The sequence below is a fragment of the Bradyrhizobium sp. BR 10261 genome (assembly GCF_019455395.1).
GTDB lineage: Bacteria > Pseudomonadota > Alphaproteobacteria > Rhizobiales > Xanthobacteraceae > Bradyrhizobium > Bradyrhizobium manausense.
On sequence record NZ_JACOFQ010000012.1, the window covers coordinates 160,123 to 177,089 of the forward strand.

Consider the following 16,967-nt stretch of genomic DNA (forward strand, 5'->3'; position numbering starts at 1 on the left):
CGATGCTGCTTTCCCGCCGGCTCATGCTCGGCCTCGCAATGGCAGGCACTTTGGCAAGCGCCCTCGCCTTCCCGGCTCTCGCCGGCGAAGGTCCGACCGAGATCGACCTGTTCTTCCCCGTGCCCGTCGACGGCAAGCTCGCCCGCGACATGGGCACGCTGATCAAGGAGTTCAACGAGACCCATCCCGACATCAAGGCAACCGCCGTCTACACCGGCTCCTATGACGACACGCTGATCAAGACGCGCGCCTCGATGAAGGCCGGCAAGCCGCCGGCCGCCGTGATCATGTCGGCGAACTTCCTGCTCGACATGCAGATCGAGAACGAGCTCACCAATCTCGATTCCTTGATCGCCGCAGACGGCACCACCAAGGAAAAATTCCTCGGCCAGTTCTTCCCGGCGCTCCAGGGCAATGCCGTGATCAACCGCTCGGTCTATGGCGTGCCCTTCCACAATTCGACGCCGCTGCTCTACATCAACGCCGACAAGGCCAAGGAAGCAGGCCTCGATCCCAACAAGCCGCCGCAGACCTGGGCCGAGCTGACCGACTGGGCCAAGAAGCTCACCAGGCGCGAGGGCGACAAGGTCACGCAATGGGGCATCACGATCCCCTGCGCCTACGATTATTGCGGCTGGATGATGGAAACGCTCACCATGAGCAATGGCGGGCGCTACTACAACGAGGAGTTCGGCGGCGAAGTCTATTACGATACGCCCTCGATGCTGGGCGCACTGACCTGGTGGAATGATCTCGTGAGCAAGCACCGGGTTCACCCGCCCGGCGCCACGCCCGGTCCGGCCGTCAGCACCTCCTTCATTTCAGGCAACGCCGCGATGATGATGCTGTCGACCGGCTCGCTGACCTACGTGCGCGAGAACGCCAAGTTCAACTACAAGGTCGCCTTCATTCCGCGCAACGTCCGCAACGCCGTGCCGATCGGCGGCGCCTCGCTGATCATTCCGGCGGGCGTCGAAGCCGACAAGCAGAAGGCCGCCTGGACGCTGATCAAGTGGATGACCTCGCCCGAGAAGAGCGCCTGGTGGAGCCGCGCCACCGGCTATTTCGCGCCCAACATGGCCGCCTACAAGACGCCTGACATGGTCGACTTCCTGGGCAAGAACCCGGACGCCAAGACCGCGGTCGAGCAGCTCGACGTCGCCAAGCCCTGGTTCGCGACCTACAAGACCGTGCCGGTCCGCAAGAATCTCGAGGACGAGGTCATGCTGGTCCTCAACGGCAAGAAGCAGCCGAAGGAAGCCCTGGTCGCCGCGCAGAAGGCCGCGGACGAGACGCTGAAGCCGTACAATGCGGAAACGTCGCTGAAGCTGCCCTGAGGCGGTCTGGACCGGCGAACAAACATCGGCGCTCCGTCCCTCGGGGCGCCCCCCGTTAACCCCCCGTCCACCATCCGGCCCAGCCCGCCGCCGGTAACCATTGCAATTAACAGACCCTCAACGCACCCCCGACAAATCTACTGATGTTTCTGGAGATTTCCGCCGTGGATTTGTTGGTTTTCGAGTTCCTGGGACTGGCGATGGTCGCCATGTGCGTGCTGGTCGTGGCATTGCCCTGTGCCCGCAAATCCTCGCAGCGGGTCCGCTACGAATAGGAATTTCGTCGGAAAGGAGCGATTCTGGCCCCAATGCAAGACTCGAATTCGCTTAGAGCCCCTTGACATCACAGCGCTTTCGGCAGAACGGCTGATACCAAGTGTCATGGGCCGTTCATGGATTTGATTACCACCACTGCTGACCTTGCGGCTGCCTGCAGCCGGCTGGCCAAGCACCCCGTCATTACTGTCGATACCGAGTTCCTGCGCGAGACCACCTATTACCCGCTCTTGTGCGTGGTGCAGATGGCCAGCCCCGAGGAAGCTGTTGTCATCGACACCCTGGCCGAGGGCCTCGACCTCAAGCCGTTCTTCGAGCTGATGGGCAACGAGGCTGTGCTCAAGGTGTTTCACGCCGCGCGCCAGGACATCGAGATCATCTGGCACCAGGCCAATATCATCCCGCACCCGGTATTCGACACCCAGGTGGCCGCCATGGTGCTCGGCTATGGCGACAGCATCGCCTATGACGCCCTGGTCGAGAAGGTCACCGGCCACCGCCCGGACAAGACCCACCGCTTCACCGACTGGTCGCGCCGGCCGCTGACCAAGGAGCAGATGCATTACGCGGTCTCCGACGTCACGCATTTGCGAGACGTGTTCGCCGCGCTCGACGCCGATCTGAAGAGGCGCCGCCGCAGCGAATGGGTCTCCATCGAGATGGAGATCCTGACCTCGCCCAAGACCTACGACTTCCACCCCGAGCGCGCCTGGGAACGGCTGAAGACGCGGGTGCGCAAGCCGAAGGATCTTGCCGTGCTGATGGAAGTCGCCGCCTGGCGCGAGCAGGAGGCGCAGAGCCGGGACGTGCCGCGCGGCCGCGTGCTGCGCGACGAGGCCGTCACCGACATCGCCACCCATGCGCCGAACACGCTGGAGAAGCTCGCGCATCTCCGCTCGGTGCCGAAGGGATTTGAGAAATCCAAATGGGGCGCTGACATCGTCGCAGCCGTCGAGCGCGGGCTGGCGCGGGATTTCTCGACGCTGCCGAAGCTGGAGAAGCCGCGCAACAATTCCAATGGCGCGGCCACCGTCGAGCTGTTGAAGGTGCTGCTGCGCATGACCGCCGAGCGCCATGCGGTGGCGAGCAAGGTGATCGCCACCGTCGACGATCTTGAGGAGATCGCGGCCGATGACGACGCCGACGTGCCGGCCCTGCGCGGCTGGCGCCGCGAGCTGTTCGGCGAGGCTGCGCTGAAGCTCAAGCGCGGCGAGCTCGCGCTCGCGATCGAAAAGGGCCGCGTGATCGGGGTTCAGCGGGCGTAGGCCGAAACTGCCTCCGCGCTCTCCATCGTCATTGCGAGCGTAGCGAAGCAATCCAGTCTGCTGCCGCGGAAAGACTCTGGATTGCTTCGCTACCCTCGCAATGACGGAATGTGACGCAGCAGCGTGCCCCTACGCCGGCGTCAGCTTCGCCACTTCGCCCTTCATGTCATCAAGCACACCAGTAATCGCCGCCACGAGCTCGTCGATCTGGGCCTTGGTGGTGATCAGCGGCGGGCAGATGGCGATGGCGTCGAGCATGTTGCGCGCGATCACGCCGCGTTCCTGCAGCATGCGGCTCGCGATGCCGCCGACGGCCCCCGGCGTCGCCGCTGCCGTCTTGCGGCCCTTGTCGAGCACGAGCTCGAGCGCCGCGATCATGCCGACGCCGCGGACCTCGCCAACCAGCGGATGGCTGGTGAGTTCGCGAAGCCTGCCCTGCATGTAACCGCCAAGCTCGGCGGCATGTGCGACCAGACCACGCTCCTCGATGATCTTGAGATTTTCGAGCGCAACCGCCGAGCCGACCGGATGGCCGCCAGCGGTGAAGCCGTGGCCGAGCACGCCGATCTTGTTGCTCTCGTCGGCGATCGGCTCGAACATGCGGTCGTTCATGATGATCGCCGACAGCGGGAAATAACTGGAGGTGATCTGCTTGGAGACCACCATCGCGTCGGGCTTGATGCCATAAGTTTCGCAGCCGAACATCTTGCCGGTGCGGCCGAAGCCGCAGATCACCTCGTCGGCGATCAGCAGGATGTCGTACTTCTTCAGGACAGCTTGGATCTTGTCCCAATAGGTCGCCGGCGGCACGATAACGCCGCCTGCGCCCATCACCGGCTCGCCGAAGAAGGCGGCGATCGTGTCGGGGCCTTCCTTCTGGATCAGCGCATCGAGCTCCTCGGCCCGGCGCGTCGCGAACGCCTCCTCGCTCTCGCCGGGCGCGCCGTCCTTGTAGAAATGCGGCGAGCCCGTGTGCAGGATATTTGGCAGCGGCAGGTCGAACGAGCGGTGGTTGTTGGGCAGGCCGGTGAGGCTCGCCGACGCGATGGTGACGCCGTGATAGGCGCGCATCCGGCTGATGATCTTCTTTTTCTGCGGCTGGCCGAGAGAGTTCGAGCGATAGGCGATCAGCTTGAGGACAGTGTCGTTTGCCTCCGAGCCTGAATTGGTGAAGAACACCTTGCTCATCGGCACAGGCGCGAGCGCGACCAGCTTCTCGGCGAGGTCGATCGAGGGCCCGTGCGATTTGGCCGAGAAGGTGTGATAAAATGGCAGCGCCTGCATCTGCTTGTGCGCGGCTTCCACCAGCCGCTTCTCGTTGAAGCCGAGCCCGACGCTCCACAGGCCTGCCATCGCCTCGAAATAGCGCTTGCCCGACGCGTCGAACACGTAGGGCCCCTCGCCGCGCTCGATCACCAGCGGACCCGCCTGCTGATGGGCGCGCGCGTTGGTATACGCGTGGAGCTGGTAGGCCACATCGCGGGCTTCTTGCGAATTGGGCAGCATCGTCATCGCGGGGATTCCCTAACTGGTGCGTCATCGGACGTCATGACGCAGCCTCCATCCGAGGACGAGGCTTGTCCAAACAAAACGTCGATACCTTGGCTATTGCGCCGCGCCGCAACTTGCAACGCCATTTCGTTGACAGCAGGCGCACATGAGCGTTGCAGGAAAGCAGCGCTGGCGTTACCGCATATGGCCGGGCCGCCGCGGCTAAATCCGCCGGGCCAGCATGAAGGCCGCCACCGCGGCCACCAGCGCCGGGACCGCCGCCGCGGCGAACAGCGGCTGCGCCCCCATTTCGCGGGCCAGCATTGCCCCACCGACCAGCGGTCCCACGATCGAGCCGATGCGGCCGATGCCGAGCGCCCATCCGACGCCTGTCGATCTGATCGCCGTCGGATAGAAGGTCGCCGTCAAGGCGTTCGAGGCGATCTGCCCTCCGACGATGCAGAATCCGGATGCAAAGATCGCAATCGTGACCAGGACGATCGAATGGCTGACCAGGCCGATCGCTGTGACCGCACCTGCGGCGACGAAATAGGTCAACGACAGCGCGCGGAACGAGAAGCGGTCGATGAAATGGCCGAGCGTGAAGGTGCCGACGACGCCACCGACCTGCAACATGGCGCCGATCGCGGCGGCGGCCGACACCGAAACGCCGAGATCGTTCAACACGGTGGGAAGCCAGTTCGACAGCAGATAGAGGTCGAGCAGGCTCATGAAGAACACGATCCAGAGCAGCAGAGTTACCCGGCCGCGCCCCTCCGCAAACAGATGTGCGACAGGCAGGCCCGCCAGTTTCGGCTCCTGCACCACGAATTTCACCTCGCCGGCGAAGGACGTATTTGGGGCGATCCTTTTCAGGAGATTGCCTACCTCGTGGTCGCGGGCGCCGACCATCGCCAGGAACCGGATCGATTCCGGCAGCGCCTTGAAGAGGAACGGCAGCAGCATCAGCGGCACGAGACCGCCGACCAGAAACACCGAGCGCCAGCCAAAGGCGGGAATCAGCGCGGCGGCAAGCAGCCCGCCCAGGGCCGCACCGATCGAAAAGCCCGCAAACATGATCATCACAAGGGTGGCGCGACGGCGATGGGGGCTGAATTCGGAGGTGAGCGCGACGGCGTTCGGCATCGCACCGCCCAGCCCGAGCCCGGTCAGCAGACGTAGAGCGATCAGCCAATTTGCATCCGGCGCGAACACGGTGAGAAAGGTGCCGACGCCGAACACCAACGTGCTCGCGAGAATGATGCGGCGACGGCCGATCCTGTCGGCCATCGGACCGAAGATCAGCGCGCCGATCATGAGACCGAGAAGCCCGGCGCTGAACACCGGCCCGAGGCTGGCGCGCGCAAGCTTCCATTCCTGCGCCACCGCAGGGGCGACATAGCCGATCGCCTGGGTGTCAAAGCCGTCGATGAACAGCACCGCGGCACACACCAGCAGCACCCGCAGCTGAAAGGCACCGACCGGCTGCCGGTCGATAAAGGCGGGAACGTCGACCGCATCGGATACGACCTCGCCCATTGCTGTGACGGCCATGTGGGCGCTCTCCCCGGTCATCCCTGCACTATTTTTCTTTCATTAATCTCTTATAGTGAGATTATTGTTAGTGCAAGCGGCGATGATTTCGGCTGTTTTGCGGCCTCCCCAAACGCCGATAAGACGGTCAAACGCGAAGCTGGATCGCACCGAAATTGGTCAAGGCAAACAGTCAGGATCGGGTCCTTGCCCTGCTCGATCTCTTCACCGAGACACGTCCGCAATGGTCGCCCGAGGAACTCATGACGGAGCTCGGCTACACCAGGCCGACGCTGTATCGCTACCTGAAGAGCCTGAAAGACAGCGGCTTCGTGATGCCGACGCGCAACGGGCGGTTCGCGCTTGGCCCGCGCGTGGTCGAGATGGATTATCTCAGCCGCCGCTCCGATCCGCTGATAGCAACCGCCACGCCACACCTGGAGCGCCTTTCGGCAACGTATCCCGGCACAGCGCTCATCGTGCGCTGGTATGGCGACAAAATACTGTGTGTAGCCTCGATCGCATCCGCCGCTGCGCCGGCGAGCAGCTATCCGCGCGGCAGACCGATGGCGATGGGACGTGGCGCGATCGCGCGCTCGATCATGGCCTTCCTGCCCAAGCAACGCCTCATGCCGCTGGTCACGCGCTACGCCGATGATCTGCGCAGCGTCGGCTTCGGCGACACGCCCGACGACATCCTGGCTGCGCTGAAGCGCGTGCGTCGCGCGGGCGTTGCGGTTGCCTTCGGCGAAGTGACGGCCGGCGCTGTCGGGATAGCCGCGCCGATTCTCGATGCAAGCTACCCGATCGCGAGTCTCTGCATCACGATCGGCGGACAGCATGCCAATGGCGAATTGATCGACCGCATCAGTTCGGAGGTCCGTGAAGCCGCCCGGCAGATCTCAGCCGCGACTGAAGATGATGCTAAGTAATCTCATTATTTGAGATTTAACTTGACGAAATGTCGTTCACGCCGCATCTGAACATACAAGTCGCGCCGGGCGCGACGACAGGTACGGGAAAGCGACGTGACACAGGCTCAGGTGAACAACGAGGCGCCCGTCGTGATCGTCGGCGGCGGACCGGTCGGGATGGGCTTGGCGATAGGACTTGGCCAGCGCGGCATCGAGACCATCGTGGTCGAGCGCTATGAGCAGCCGCAGCCGATCCCGAAGGGGCAGAACCTCACGCAGCGGACGATGGAGCATTTCCATTTCTGGGGCGCGGAGGCGGCGCTGCGGACCGCTCGCACCATTCCACCCGATTATGGCATCGGCGGAATGACCAGCCACGGCACGCTGCTCAGCGGATACAACTACAACTGGCTCCAGCGCGAACTGGTTCGGCCATTTTACTTCACCGACAATGAGCGCCTGCCGCAATACGCAACCGAAACCGTGCTGCGGCAAAGGGCAGCACAGCTTCCCGCCATCGACCTGCGCTATGGATGGACCTGTCAGGAGGTGCGGTCTGAAGCCGATGGCGTCGTCATCGAAATCGTCAACCGCGAGGGGACGAAGCAGAGCTTGCGTGCCGATTACGTCGTCGGCTGCGACGGCAGCCGGTCAATCGTGCGCGAGCAGGCGGGTATCACCCAGACCCGCGCCGACCACGATCGCCTGATGGTCCTCCTGGTGTTTCGTTCCACCGAATTGCACCGCTTGCTCGGCAGATATCCGGGCAAGTCATTCTACAACGTGCTGCATCCGGACCTCGAAGGTTACTGGAAATTCTTCGGCAGGGTCGATCTTGGCACCACCTGGTTCTTCCACGCCCCCGTCCCCACTGGGACCACCCGCGACAATTTCGATTTCCGGCGCCTACTTCACGAGGCGGCAGGCGCGGAATTCGACGTCGAATTCGAGCACATCGGATTCTGGGATCTGCGTTTCACGCTCGCCGACAGCTACCGCGCAGGCCGAATCTTCGTCGCCGGAGACGCCGCGCACAGCCATCCGCCCTATGGCGGCTATGGCATCAACAGCGGCTTCGAGGACGCGGTCAATCTGGCGTGGAAGTTCGCTGCAACCGTGCAAGGCTGGGCCCCTGCCGGTCTGCTCGACAGCTACGACGCCGAGCGCCGCCCGGTCTTCGCGTCCACCGCGCGCGACTTCATCGAGGCATCGATCTTCCGCGACCGGGATTTTTTGCGGCAGCATGATCCGGCGCGGGATCGGGCGGATTTCGAGGTTGCCTGGCGCGCACGACATTCCGGCGCGCGCGCGGAGGTCAACGCCTTCGAGCCGAATTACGAGGGATCGCCGATCGTATTCGGCCCACCCGGCGGCGTCAGCAGCGCGATCGGCTCGCACACCTATGCCGCTCGCGCCGGCCATCATCTGGCGCCGCAATCTCTGTCGTCGGGCAAGAACGTCTTCGAGGAACTCGGCGGCGGCTTCACATTGATCGATCTGACTGAAAGCACCACCGGAGCCGCATTCGAGCGAGCCGCCGCGGGCCTTGGCATCCCGCTGAAGGTGATCAGGGATACCGCCGCAGACGGCCGCGAGACATATGAGGCGCAGCTGATCCTGGTGCGGCCTGATCAGTTTGTTGCTTACGCGGGCAATAACGACGGCGCCGAGGCATCAGGGATCCTGATGCGCGCTGTCGGTCGATCCTGACGAGATCGCTTCGGCCGCTGGCACGCCAACGTCAGGCCGCACCGTCGTCGTCATCGCCGGCAGCATCGATGGCTTCCCTCACCTCGACCAGGGCCATCGACAGCAAATAGACGGTCGTGGGCAGGCCGATCCGGCGCGCCGCCTCGAGGGCACGCGACAGATCGCTTGCCAGCTCCTTGAGCTCGTTTCCCCGTGACAATGTTCCGCCTGTCCATCCGCCGATCGCGTCCGCCTAAACCATGATCCGGAAAAGTGCGAAGCTGTTTTCCCTCGCGACATCAGCGGAACGCGTTTGCGCGGAGATCATGCTCAAACAAGAACCTAAAGCGCGATGACGATTCATCCTAATCTCATCGCGCTTTAGACGCGACGGCGCCGCTGGTTCTGATCAATTCGGCGCTGGACTGGACAGTAGCAAAATTGCCGATCACATTCACCACCGACTGCTTGTAGACGGCCGCCTCGCCTGTGACCGGCTGCCAGCAAGCCACGGCATCGTCGAGCACTCGATAGCGGTGGCTGCGATGAAACCCTTCGACCACGGTAGCCAGGATGGTCTCGTCGAGGGAAAAGCCCGTCATCACGCAGCACACGTGACGTAAGCTGGACATGTGGTCGGCGAAACGCGACGAGCTGTAAGCCGATGGCAGCGCGTGCTCGAACGTCATCTCGCCCGGCCGGGGCTTGGCCTCCGCAATCCAATCGGTCAGCCTGGATGACGGATCGAACCAGGCCGCCTCCGCAACCCGTTTCAGATGCATCACCGGCCATAGGTTGCTCCGCCACAGCGCCAGTAACTGAAGGCAGTGCATGATTGCGGTGTCGCCGTCGAGAATGACGTGGCGACGCCCCGGGATCAGATATTCCGCCTGGAGGTCCGCGCAGACCAGGACCAGCGGATCGTCGTGGGAGACCGGCATTGTCTTGCGCAGAGCTGCACCAGTTTCAGCGGTCAGCGAGCGCGAGGTCGCGCAGCGGCGAGGTCACCGCCCGCCCCGCCGAGGCGTCCAGCACGCCCGGGCGATCCCAGTCGCCCTCGGGACGGATGATCACGTAGGGATCGCTGTCCAGCGTGATGGCGTCCGGTCCTGGCTCGATCTCAAGCAGCATCTCCGTGTAGGAGAAATCCGAGAAGGTGATCTTCCTGTTATGGCCGAGCGGCTTGGCGCCGAAATGAGCCCAGAAGTCCACCAGCCGGTCCTGCGCCTGGCCGTAGATCTTACGGAACCCTTTGCGCTTCACGAAGTCGATGCTGGCCTGCACCAGCTTGAACGAGAGGCGCGAGCGCCGATACTGGTGACGCACCGCAAGCCGTTCCACCTTGGCGAAGTCGCCGAAGAAGCGCACCCGCAGACAGCCCGCCGGCTCGTTGCCGATATAGCCGATGAAATGCGCGGCAACCATGTCATTGCCGTCAAACTCCTCCTCGAACGGGCAATCCTGCTCGGCAAGATAGACCGCTGAGCGAATGGCCGTGACCAGCATGAGGTCGCTCGGATCGCGCGCGAGGCGGATGGTGATGGCACGGGAGTCAGGCTTGGCGAGAGGAATCCTAGTGCCGTGCATCTGAAAAACTCCTTGCTTGGATGATCGCGCCAGGCATGCGCATCGGCTGCCGATGCCACGGTCGCTCGTAACACCAGAGGTCCGGCTGAAAGCTCGAGATCGGCTCGAAGCCAGTCGCCTTCATGATTTCGCGTCCGGCCACGGTTGACGGCTGCGCATAGCAGTCCGCGCCGCGAAACCTTATCTGGCGAAGATGAGCCGCAGCCTTGCCAAGACCGGCGATGCCGCGGCCGGTCGCGGCGAGCGCCCAGATGTAGATCGCAGAGACCTCCTCATTCGCCGCGGCCAGATGGCGCGTGTCGGGCGCGGTCAGGCAGATATCGTCGAGCAGCAATGCGTCATGCCCGCGATCGCTAAGGAACAGAAAGGCCATACCCCCGAGCAGAGTGCCGTTCCGGGTGAAGGTCAGGATGCTCTGCGGATCGAAGTCGAAATATCTTGCAAGCTCCACCGCCCCGATCTGCACACCCGGCACCAGCCGGTGCGCCATATCCGAAAGCGCGCCGATTTCGGAAAAATGCGCGCAGCGAACATCGACCTCGGGGCTGAGCGGCAAGGCATCGAAATCATGCCTCGCGACAAACGAGCCCCTTTCCATACTCATGTCGTCCCTCTATCGTTATCGTTCAGGGGTTTGGGGTTTTGTACGCCGCAACGAGCGGAAGCTTAGCGGTTGGAGATCAGGAGTATGCAGCAAGTATTGCACCGGGGTGCTGCAATGATGCAGCACCATGAAGAAGCGCTAAATGCGTCCTGGGACGATTTGAAGCTGTTTTTAGCTTGCGCGAAGTTTAAAAGTTTCCGCAACGCTGCCGAAGAGCTCGGGCTCACCTCCACCACATTGATGCGCAGGATCGACCGGCTCGAAGAGAGCATCGGTTGCAAGCTTTTCCTGCGTGACCAGAGCGGGCTCACGCTCAGCGACGAAGGCACCGCGATGATTGCCGATGTCGCGCATATGGAGCGTCACGCCTTCAACGTCTTCCGCCGCGCCTCACGCGCATCGAACGATACGTGGGGCACCGTGCGCGTCGCGGTGACGGAAGGTCCCGGCAATTTCTGGATTCTGCCGCGGCTGATCGATTTCCAGAAGACCTATCGCAAGATCACCGTCGATTTGCGTTGTGCGATGGAACAGGCCGACGTCGCACGACTGGAGTCGGACATCGCGATCCAGCTCGAGCCACCGACCAATCCCGATCTCATCGTCGCCAAGCTCGGCCGGTTGCACATCTACCCCTTCGTCTCCAGGGAATACGCGAATCTCTACGGCCTGCCTGCGACGCTTGCCGAATTGCCGAACCATCGCATTATCAAGCAGAGCTCGCCACAGGTCGATGACGGCGCCTATGCGCGCGTGCTCGGGCTCAAATCGCTCGAAGGCATTGTCGGGATCAAGACCAACTCGTCCGTCGGCGTGCTCTACGCGGTCGAGCGCGGCGCCGGCATCGGCTTCCTGCCGACGGTGTCGATCGCGCTCGGCGCGCCGCTCGTCGCGGTCGACCTCAGCGTCAGCCACCACGCCGACCTCTGGCTCACCTATCACAAGGAGTTCCGCACCTCCGAGCGACACAAGATCGTGGTCGACTGGCTGAAGAAGATCTTCGATCCAAAGACCCATCCCTGCTTCCGCGACGATTTCATCCATCCGAACGCGTTGGTACCGATGATGACGGCGGCGCGAGAGGGCTTTGGATTGTCCGGATACATTGCGGCGACGCCGACGTGAGTGGGACGGAGCGGTCCCTTCACCACCGATATTCGAAGCCGACCGTGCCCTGGTGCGATGTCAGCTCGTTGCGGAACTTGCCGTCGTAATTGACATACAGCCGCGCGGTATTGGTCAGGCTGAGCGAGGCCGAGGCGCCAGCGTCCATGCCGTAACGGCTCTCGCCGATGCCGGGGACGATGATGTTCTGGGTCCCGAGGTTGACCTGCACCGAGCCGAGGTCCTGATAAAAATTGTCGACGAACTTGCCGTAGGCCGAGAGGTCCAGGATTTTCCGATCGAAAATGAAGTAACGCCCGACCTCGGCGCCGATCATGACGCGCGCACGCGAGATAGCGCTCGAGCCGACGTTGAGTGGGTCAAGTCCCCCGGCTTCCTGGAATGCCGCGCTGGTCGCGCGCACATATTCGAGCGCGCCCTTTGGCACGATGCGCATCTGATCCTTGGTCCAGTAATAGTTGATCTCGGTGAGCGCACCGTCGACTGTGGCGTGATACCCCGCGACCGCGAGGCCGAAGCCGGTATCACGGCTGGAATGGACCTTGCCGAAACCGTGCACCAGCGCAAAGGCCCAGGTCCAGGGTCCCTTGTCGAGGGAACCGTTGAAACCGATCTGCGTCAGGTCGAGTGTCGCCGACTGAAGCGCGAGCGGCACGTCGATGTCGGTGTGGCTCTGGTCGACGGAGAAGCCGAGGTTGACGCCTGGCGCGACCCGCGCCCCGAAGCCGGCGACACCGCCGAACGTGGTGCGCTTGTCACCGACGAAATCACCCTGCGGATCGGTGCGGACCGATATGCCGTAACCCTCGAACCAGGTGCGGTAGCGCGGATCCTCTGCATTCTCCGACGCACCGCCGCCGCCGGGATTGGTGCGGGAGGCCCGGTTGACGCCATTCGAGGCCTGACCGCCCAGCCGCTCCAGAAAATTCGAACCCAGATTGAGCGTGCTGTTGCCGGCTGACTGGTTGGCATTGGTCGACGTCGCGCCCGGGGACGGCGAAGGCGACGGTGTCGGGGTGGGCGTCGGCGTTGGCGTCGGTGTCGGAGACGAAGTCGGCGTCGGGGTCTGCGCGAAGGCCGCGGTCGCCGGCAGCATCGCAACAACCGCGAGCGTCATGGCGATCGCCGTCACGATCCGGCGGACACGGTCCAGCCCGATCGTCTGCCGTATCCCTTGTGGCTGCTGAGTGCAGCACATGACGACTATTCCCGAAGCAAAATGGCGGCCCGCAAAAATACAACACGGAGGGCGAGCAGGTGCGACGATTTGTGCTGAACTGCCACGAGGGGTCAACCGGTCCGCGTGCTTTCGCCGGGGTGATTCCTCCAATTGTGGTTCCGCTGCCACAGGTCACAAATTGCCGGCGGCCATTTCCTGCGCAGTCTTGAAGTTTGCACGCCAGCTTGCGAGCGCACGGTTTTCGTGTTGGAATATCGTACACAATCGGAATTGGCCGCTCGGCTGTGCGTTTCGCGACAGGCTCAAGACTCGAACAGACTTCCGGAAGCCCGTTTGTGACGTGGCACGCGAAAAGCGGCCGCGTCTTTTTAGTATCTAGCGGAGGAGACTGAGGATGCCACAAAAGGGCACCGTCAAATGGTTCAACCCAACCAAGGGCTACGGATTCATCAAGCCGAACGGCGGCGACAAGGACGTGTTCGTCCACATCTCGGCGGTCGAGCGTGCCGGACTTTCTACCCTTAACGAAAACCAGGTCGTTGAATACGACCTCGTGGAGAACCGCGGCAAGACATCTGCGGAGAACCTCAAGGTTTCCTGATTTCTCTCGAAGATATCAGCGAGAGATCATGACGATGCCCCCGGCTCTGCCGGGGGATTTGTTTGGAGCGACGAAACGCGAGTGCGCGTCAGGTCGCCACCGGCGCAATCAGAAAATTCTCTGACGCCCCACTCCCCGCGGTCTTGCAGACGTCGCCCTCGATCCTGACCTTGCCGGTCGCAAGCAGGCTCAGGGCCGCGGGATAGATGCGGTGCTCGAGTTCGAGGATGCGCTCGGACAGGGTGTCGGCCGTGTCGTGATCGCTGACGGGCACCGCGCCCTGCATCACGATCGGGCCGGCGTCGGTCTCGGGGACCACGAAATGGACTGTCGCGCCAGACAGTTTGACGCCGGCGCGCAAGGCTTGGCCGTGCGGGTCGAGGCCGGGGAATGACGGCAACAGCGACGGATGGATGTTGAGCATCCGCCCGTACCACGCCCTGGCGAACTCGGCCGTGAACAGGCGCATGAAGCCGCCGAGGCAGATCAGCTCGATTCCGTGCTGATCGAGCGCGGCCTGCAGCACTTTCTCGAACCCCGCGCGATCCTTGCCGAACGGCTTGCTTTCGATCACCAACGTTGTCACGCCGGCGGCCCTGGCCCGTTCGAGCCCGAGCGCGTCAGCCTTGTTCGAGACCACGAGCGCGATCTCCGCCGGGAAATCCGCGGCGCTGGCCGCCTTGATCAGCGCCGACATGTTGGAGCCGCGGCCTGAGATCAGGATGGCGACGCGCCGTTTCATCGCAGCGGCCGTCATCACAGTGCCAGGTCGAGGTGGCCGTTATAGACAACGCGGTGCTCGCCCTCGGCCGGGATCACGGTGCCGAGCTGCGCCACGGTCTCGCCGGCATCGGTGAAGACCCGCACCACCTCATCGACCCTCTCGGGCTCGACGATCGCGATCATGCCGATGCCGCAGTTGAAGGTCCGGAGCATTTCGAGCTCAGCGATGCCGGCTTGGGCGGCCAGCCATTTGAACACCGGCAGCACCGGCAGGCGTGCCAGATCAATGCCGACGCCGAGATGTGCAGGCAGCACGCGCGGAATGTTGTCGGTGAAACCGCCGCCGGTGATATGGGCGAGGCCCTTCACTGCCCCGGTCTCGCGGATCGCCCGGAGGCAGGATTTGACGTAGAGCCTCGTCGGCGTCAGCAGCGCGCCGCCGAGCGTCATAACAGGGGCAAACGGCGCCTGCGCCTCGAAGCCGAGGCCGGACTGTTCCACGATCTTGCGCACCAGCGAGAAGCCGTTGGAATGCACGCCCGACGAGGCAAGACCGATCACGGCATCGCCCGCGGCGATGTCCTTCCGCGGCAATAACGTGCCGCGCTCGGCCGCGCCGACGGCAAATCCGCCGAGGTCGTAGTCGCCGTCCTTGTAGAGGCCGGGCATCTCCGCGGTCTCGCCGCCGATCAGGGCGCAGCCGGACTCGCGGCAGCCCTCTGCGACGCCTGCCACGATGGCGGCGGTGGCCTCCGGGTCGAGCTTGCCACAAGCGAAATAGTCGAGGAAGAACAGCGGCTCGGCGCCCTGCACCACGAGGTCGTTGACGCTCATGGCGACAAGGTCGATGCCGATCCCGCCGTGCAGGCCAGTCTCGATCGCGATCTTGACCTTGGTGCCGACACCGTCGGTGGCCGCAACCAGGACGGGGTCCTTGAAGCCGGCCGCCTTGAGGTCGAACAGGCCGCCGAATCCGCCGATCTCGGCATCCGCGCCCGGCCGGGCGGTGGCGCGCACCATCGGCTTGATCAGGTCGACCAGGCGGTTGCCCGCGTCGATATCGACGCCTGAATCGGCGTAAGTGAGGCCGTTTTTGCGGTCGGTCATGCCCGATTTCCAGTGGGTTTGCGGCTGGTTACGTCGAATTCCGGGGACGCGCAATGGCAAGCGTGGCGCCCCGCCCTATACTATGTAGAGATATCAACCGGTTCAGCCTCTTAGAGGCCGGATTCAAGGTCAGGTCGGGTGCCGGGAAGCGCCGTGTGAGTATTCCGAACATTATTACCCTGGGCCGCATCATGCTGGTCCCGATCATCGTTTGGGCCATCGTGTCGAGCCAAATGGAGGTGGCGTTCGCCGTCTTCCTGATCGCAGGCATCAGCGACGCCGTCGACGGCTTTTTGGCCAAGCGCTTCAACATGACCAGCGAGCTCGGCGCCCTGCTCGATCCGCTGGCCGACAAGGCGCTGCTGGTGTCTATCTACCTGTCGCTCGGCATCTGGGGCGACATCCCGCGCTGGATCGTGATCCTGGTGGTGTCCCGCGACATCATGATCGTCACTGCGGTGATCGTGTCCTGGCTATTCGACAAGCCGGTCGAGATGAGGCCGTCGAAAGTATCCAAGCTAAACACAGCGGCACAGGTCGCGTATGCGGCGCTGGTGCTGGCCGCCCTCGCCTTCGGCTTCAGGTCGTCGCCGTATGATATCGTCCTGATGGGCCTCGTCACGGTGTTCACCCTGTCCTCGGTGTCGCTCTATCTCGTGGAGTGGCTGCGGCACATGAGCACGATCGAAGCCAAATGAGAGGGGATGCGGCCCCGCAAAAGGCCAACTCCCGATCGAATAAGTCCATTCTCGTTAGACAACGCCGGCGCGCCGGTAAGGAGCAAAGCAAGCGTGGCAGGCCGCGTTCATCCCCGACAATTGGCGTTTTCGCTTCCACATGCGGAGAGCCTCAGCCGGGACAATTTCCTGGAGGGCCCTGCCAATGCCGCCGGTCTCGCCCTGATCGACAGCTGGCCGGAATGGCCCAACCGGATCATGTGGCTCGCCGGCCCCGAGGGCTCGGGCAAGAGCCATCTCGCCGCGATCTGGGCCGAGCAATCAGGCGCCCGCTCCACCACAGCCAGCGCTCTGAGTGCCGCCGCCGTCCCCGGCGCGCTTGCGACCGGCGCGCTAGTCGTTGAGGATCTCAGGGCTGGTGATTTTGACGAGCGTGCTCTTTTCCATCTGATGAACCTCGCCCGCGAGGACGCAGCCTATGTGCTGTTCACCGGACGCGAGGCGCCAGCGGCGGTGGAGGTCGAGCTCCGCGACCTGCGCTCCCGGCTGCGGACGATCCCCGTGATTTCGCTCGCGCCACCGGATGACCAGCTGTTCCGCGGCCTGATCGTCAAGTTCTGTACCGACCGCCAGCTCACCGTGGACGAGGCTGTTGTGAGCTACCTTGCGACCAGGCTGGAGCGCTCCTCGGCTGCCGCACGGCGCGCGGTGGAACAGCTCGACAGCGAGGCGCTGCGGCTCGGCCGTCCCGTCACAAGGGCGCTGGCCGCTGAGCTGCTTCGGGACGCCTGACCGCAGGCGCCGCCTAGGCCCTCTTGGCCCGCTTGACGCGGCGCGGCGGCGGAACATCAATGTCAT

Annotated in this window: 17 protein-coding genes; 8 read left to right on the top strand and 9 right to left on the bottom strand. The window is 63.6% G+C overall.

Going from position 1 to position 16,967, the window contains the following annotated elements; genetic code table 11:
- Positions 1-2: 2 nt before the first annotated feature.
- Positions 3-1,337, top strand: coding sequence for an ABC transporter substrate-binding protein (locus HYH07_RS16600; RefSeq protein WP_220003485.1), 1,335 nt, complete (start codon positions 3-5; stop codon positions 1,335-1,337).
- 392 nt (positions 1,338-1,729) lie between these two features.
- Positions 1,730-2,878 carry a ribonuclease D gene (gene rnd / locus HYH07_RS16605; protein ID WP_220003487.1) on the top strand — a complete coding sequence of 383 codons (1,149 nt, stop codon included), beginning with the start codon at positions 1,730-1,732 and terminating at the stop codon, positions 2,876-2,878.
- A 129-nt stretch (positions 2,879-3,007) separates the two neighbouring features.
- Here the strand turns inward: rnd and HYH07_RS16610 are convergent, their stop codons facing one another.
- Positions 3,008-4,390, bottom strand: a complete 1,383-nt coding sequence (locus HYH07_RS16610) for an aspartate aminotransferase family protein (protein ID WP_220003488.1) — start codon at positions 4,388-4,390, stop codon at positions 3,008-3,010.
- Positions 4,391-4,591: 201 nt separating this feature from the next.
- Positions 4,592-5,923 carry an MFS transporter gene (locus tag HYH07_RS16615; protein WP_228749588.1) on the bottom strand — a complete coding sequence of 444 codons (1,332 nt, stop codon included), beginning with the start codon at positions 5,921-5,923 and terminating at the stop codon, positions 4,592-4,594.
- 155 nt (positions 5,924-6,078) lie between these two features.
- On the opposite strand from HYH07_RS16615, the gene HYH07_RS16620 reads away from it, so the two are divergent.
- Positions 6,079-6,834: an IclR family transcriptional regulator gene (locus HYH07_RS16620; RefSeq protein WP_220003490.1), complete on the top strand. Its 756-nt coding sequence runs from the start codon at positions 6,079-6,081 to the stop codon at positions 6,832-6,834.
- A 96-nt stretch (positions 6,835-6,930) separates the two neighbouring features.
- Positions 6,931-8,526, top strand: a complete 1,596-nt coding sequence (locus HYH07_RS16625) for an FAD-dependent monooxygenase (RefSeq protein ID WP_312016678.1) — start codon at positions 6,931-6,933, stop codon at positions 8,524-8,526.
- A 31-nt stretch (positions 8,527-8,557) separates the two neighbouring features.
- Here the strand turns inward: HYH07_RS16625 and HYH07_RS16630 are convergent, their stop codons facing one another.
- From HYH07_RS16630 to HYH07_RS16645, 4 genes are all read right to left on the bottom strand, one after another.
- Positions 8,558-8,725, bottom strand: a complete 168-nt coding sequence (locus HYH07_RS16630) for a hypothetical protein (protein WP_220003492.1) — start codon at positions 8,723-8,725, stop codon at positions 8,558-8,560.
- Positions 8,726-8,876: 151 nt separating this feature from the next.
- The gene (locus tag HYH07_RS16635; RefSeq protein ID WP_220003494.1) at positions 8,877-9,446 is read right to left on the bottom strand and encodes an isochorismatase family protein; all 570 of its coding nucleotides are present in this window, start codon (positions 9,444-9,446) and stop codon (positions 8,877-8,879) included.
- 25 nt (positions 9,447-9,471) lie between these two features.
- The gene (locus HYH07_RS16640; RefSeq protein ID WP_057757859.1) at positions 9,472-10,092 is read right to left on the bottom strand and encodes a GNAT family N-acetyltransferase; all 621 of its coding nucleotides are present in this window, start codon (positions 10,090-10,092) and stop codon (positions 9,472-9,474) included.
- Entirely contained in the window at positions 10,079-10,696 is a 618-nt protein-coding gene (locus HYH07_RS16645) for a hypothetical protein (protein WP_220003495.1), read from the bottom strand. The genes HYH07_RS16640 and HYH07_RS16645 overlap by 14 nt, the downstream gene beginning before the upstream one ends.
- An 84-nt stretch (positions 10,697-10,780) precedes the next feature.
- Between HYH07_RS16645 and HYH07_RS16650 the strand changes: the two genes are divergently transcribed.
- On the top strand, positions 10,781-11,821 hold the full coding sequence (locus HYH07_RS16650; protein WP_220003496.1) for a LysR family transcriptional regulator: 1,041 nt from the start codon (positions 10,781-10,783) through the stop codon (positions 11,819-11,821).
- Between the two features lie 19 nt (positions 11,822-11,840).
- Here the strand turns inward: HYH07_RS16650 and HYH07_RS16655 are convergent, their stop codons facing one another.
- Entirely contained in the window at positions 11,841-13,019 is a 1,179-nt protein-coding gene (locus HYH07_RS16655) for an autotransporter outer membrane beta-barrel domain-containing protein (protein WP_220003497.1), read from the bottom strand.
- 376 nt (positions 13,020-13,395) lie between these two features.
- Between HYH07_RS16655 and HYH07_RS16660 the strand changes: the two genes are divergently transcribed.
- Positions 13,396-13,602: a cold-shock protein gene (locus tag HYH07_RS16660; RefSeq protein WP_057757870.1), complete on the top strand. Its 207-nt coding sequence runs from the start codon at positions 13,396-13,398 to the stop codon at positions 13,600-13,602.
- An 88-nt stretch (positions 13,603-13,690) separates the two neighbouring features.
- Here HYH07_RS16660 and purN read toward each other — a convergent pair whose 3' ends face one another.
- Both purN and purM read right to left on the bottom strand, forming a co-directional pair.
- A complete protein-coding gene (gene purN / locus HYH07_RS16665) occupies positions 13,691-14,344 on the bottom strand; it encodes a phosphoribosylglycinamide formyltransferase (protein ID WP_220003498.1) in 654 nt (217 codons plus the stop codon).
- A gap of 14 nt (positions 14,345-14,358) precedes the next feature.
- Positions 14,359-15,432, bottom strand: a complete 1,074-nt coding sequence (gene purM, locus HYH07_RS16670) for a phosphoribosylformylglycinamidine cyclo-ligase (RefSeq protein ID WP_220003499.1) — start codon at positions 15,430-15,432, stop codon at positions 14,359-14,361.
- A 155-nt stretch (positions 15,433-15,587) separates the two neighbouring features.
- Between purM and HYH07_RS16675 the strand changes: the two genes are divergently transcribed.
- A complete protein-coding gene (locus tag HYH07_RS16675) occupies positions 15,588-16,130 on the top strand; it encodes a CDP-alcohol phosphatidyltransferase family protein (RefSeq protein WP_220003500.1) in 543 nt (180 codons plus the stop codon).
- Between the two features lie 93 nt (positions 16,131-16,223).
- Positions 16,224-16,901, top strand: coding sequence for a DnaA ATPase domain-containing protein (locus HYH07_RS16680; protein WP_220003501.1), 678 nt, complete (start codon positions 16,224-16,226; stop codon positions 16,899-16,901).
- Positions 16,902-16,967 lie beyond the last annotated feature (66 nt).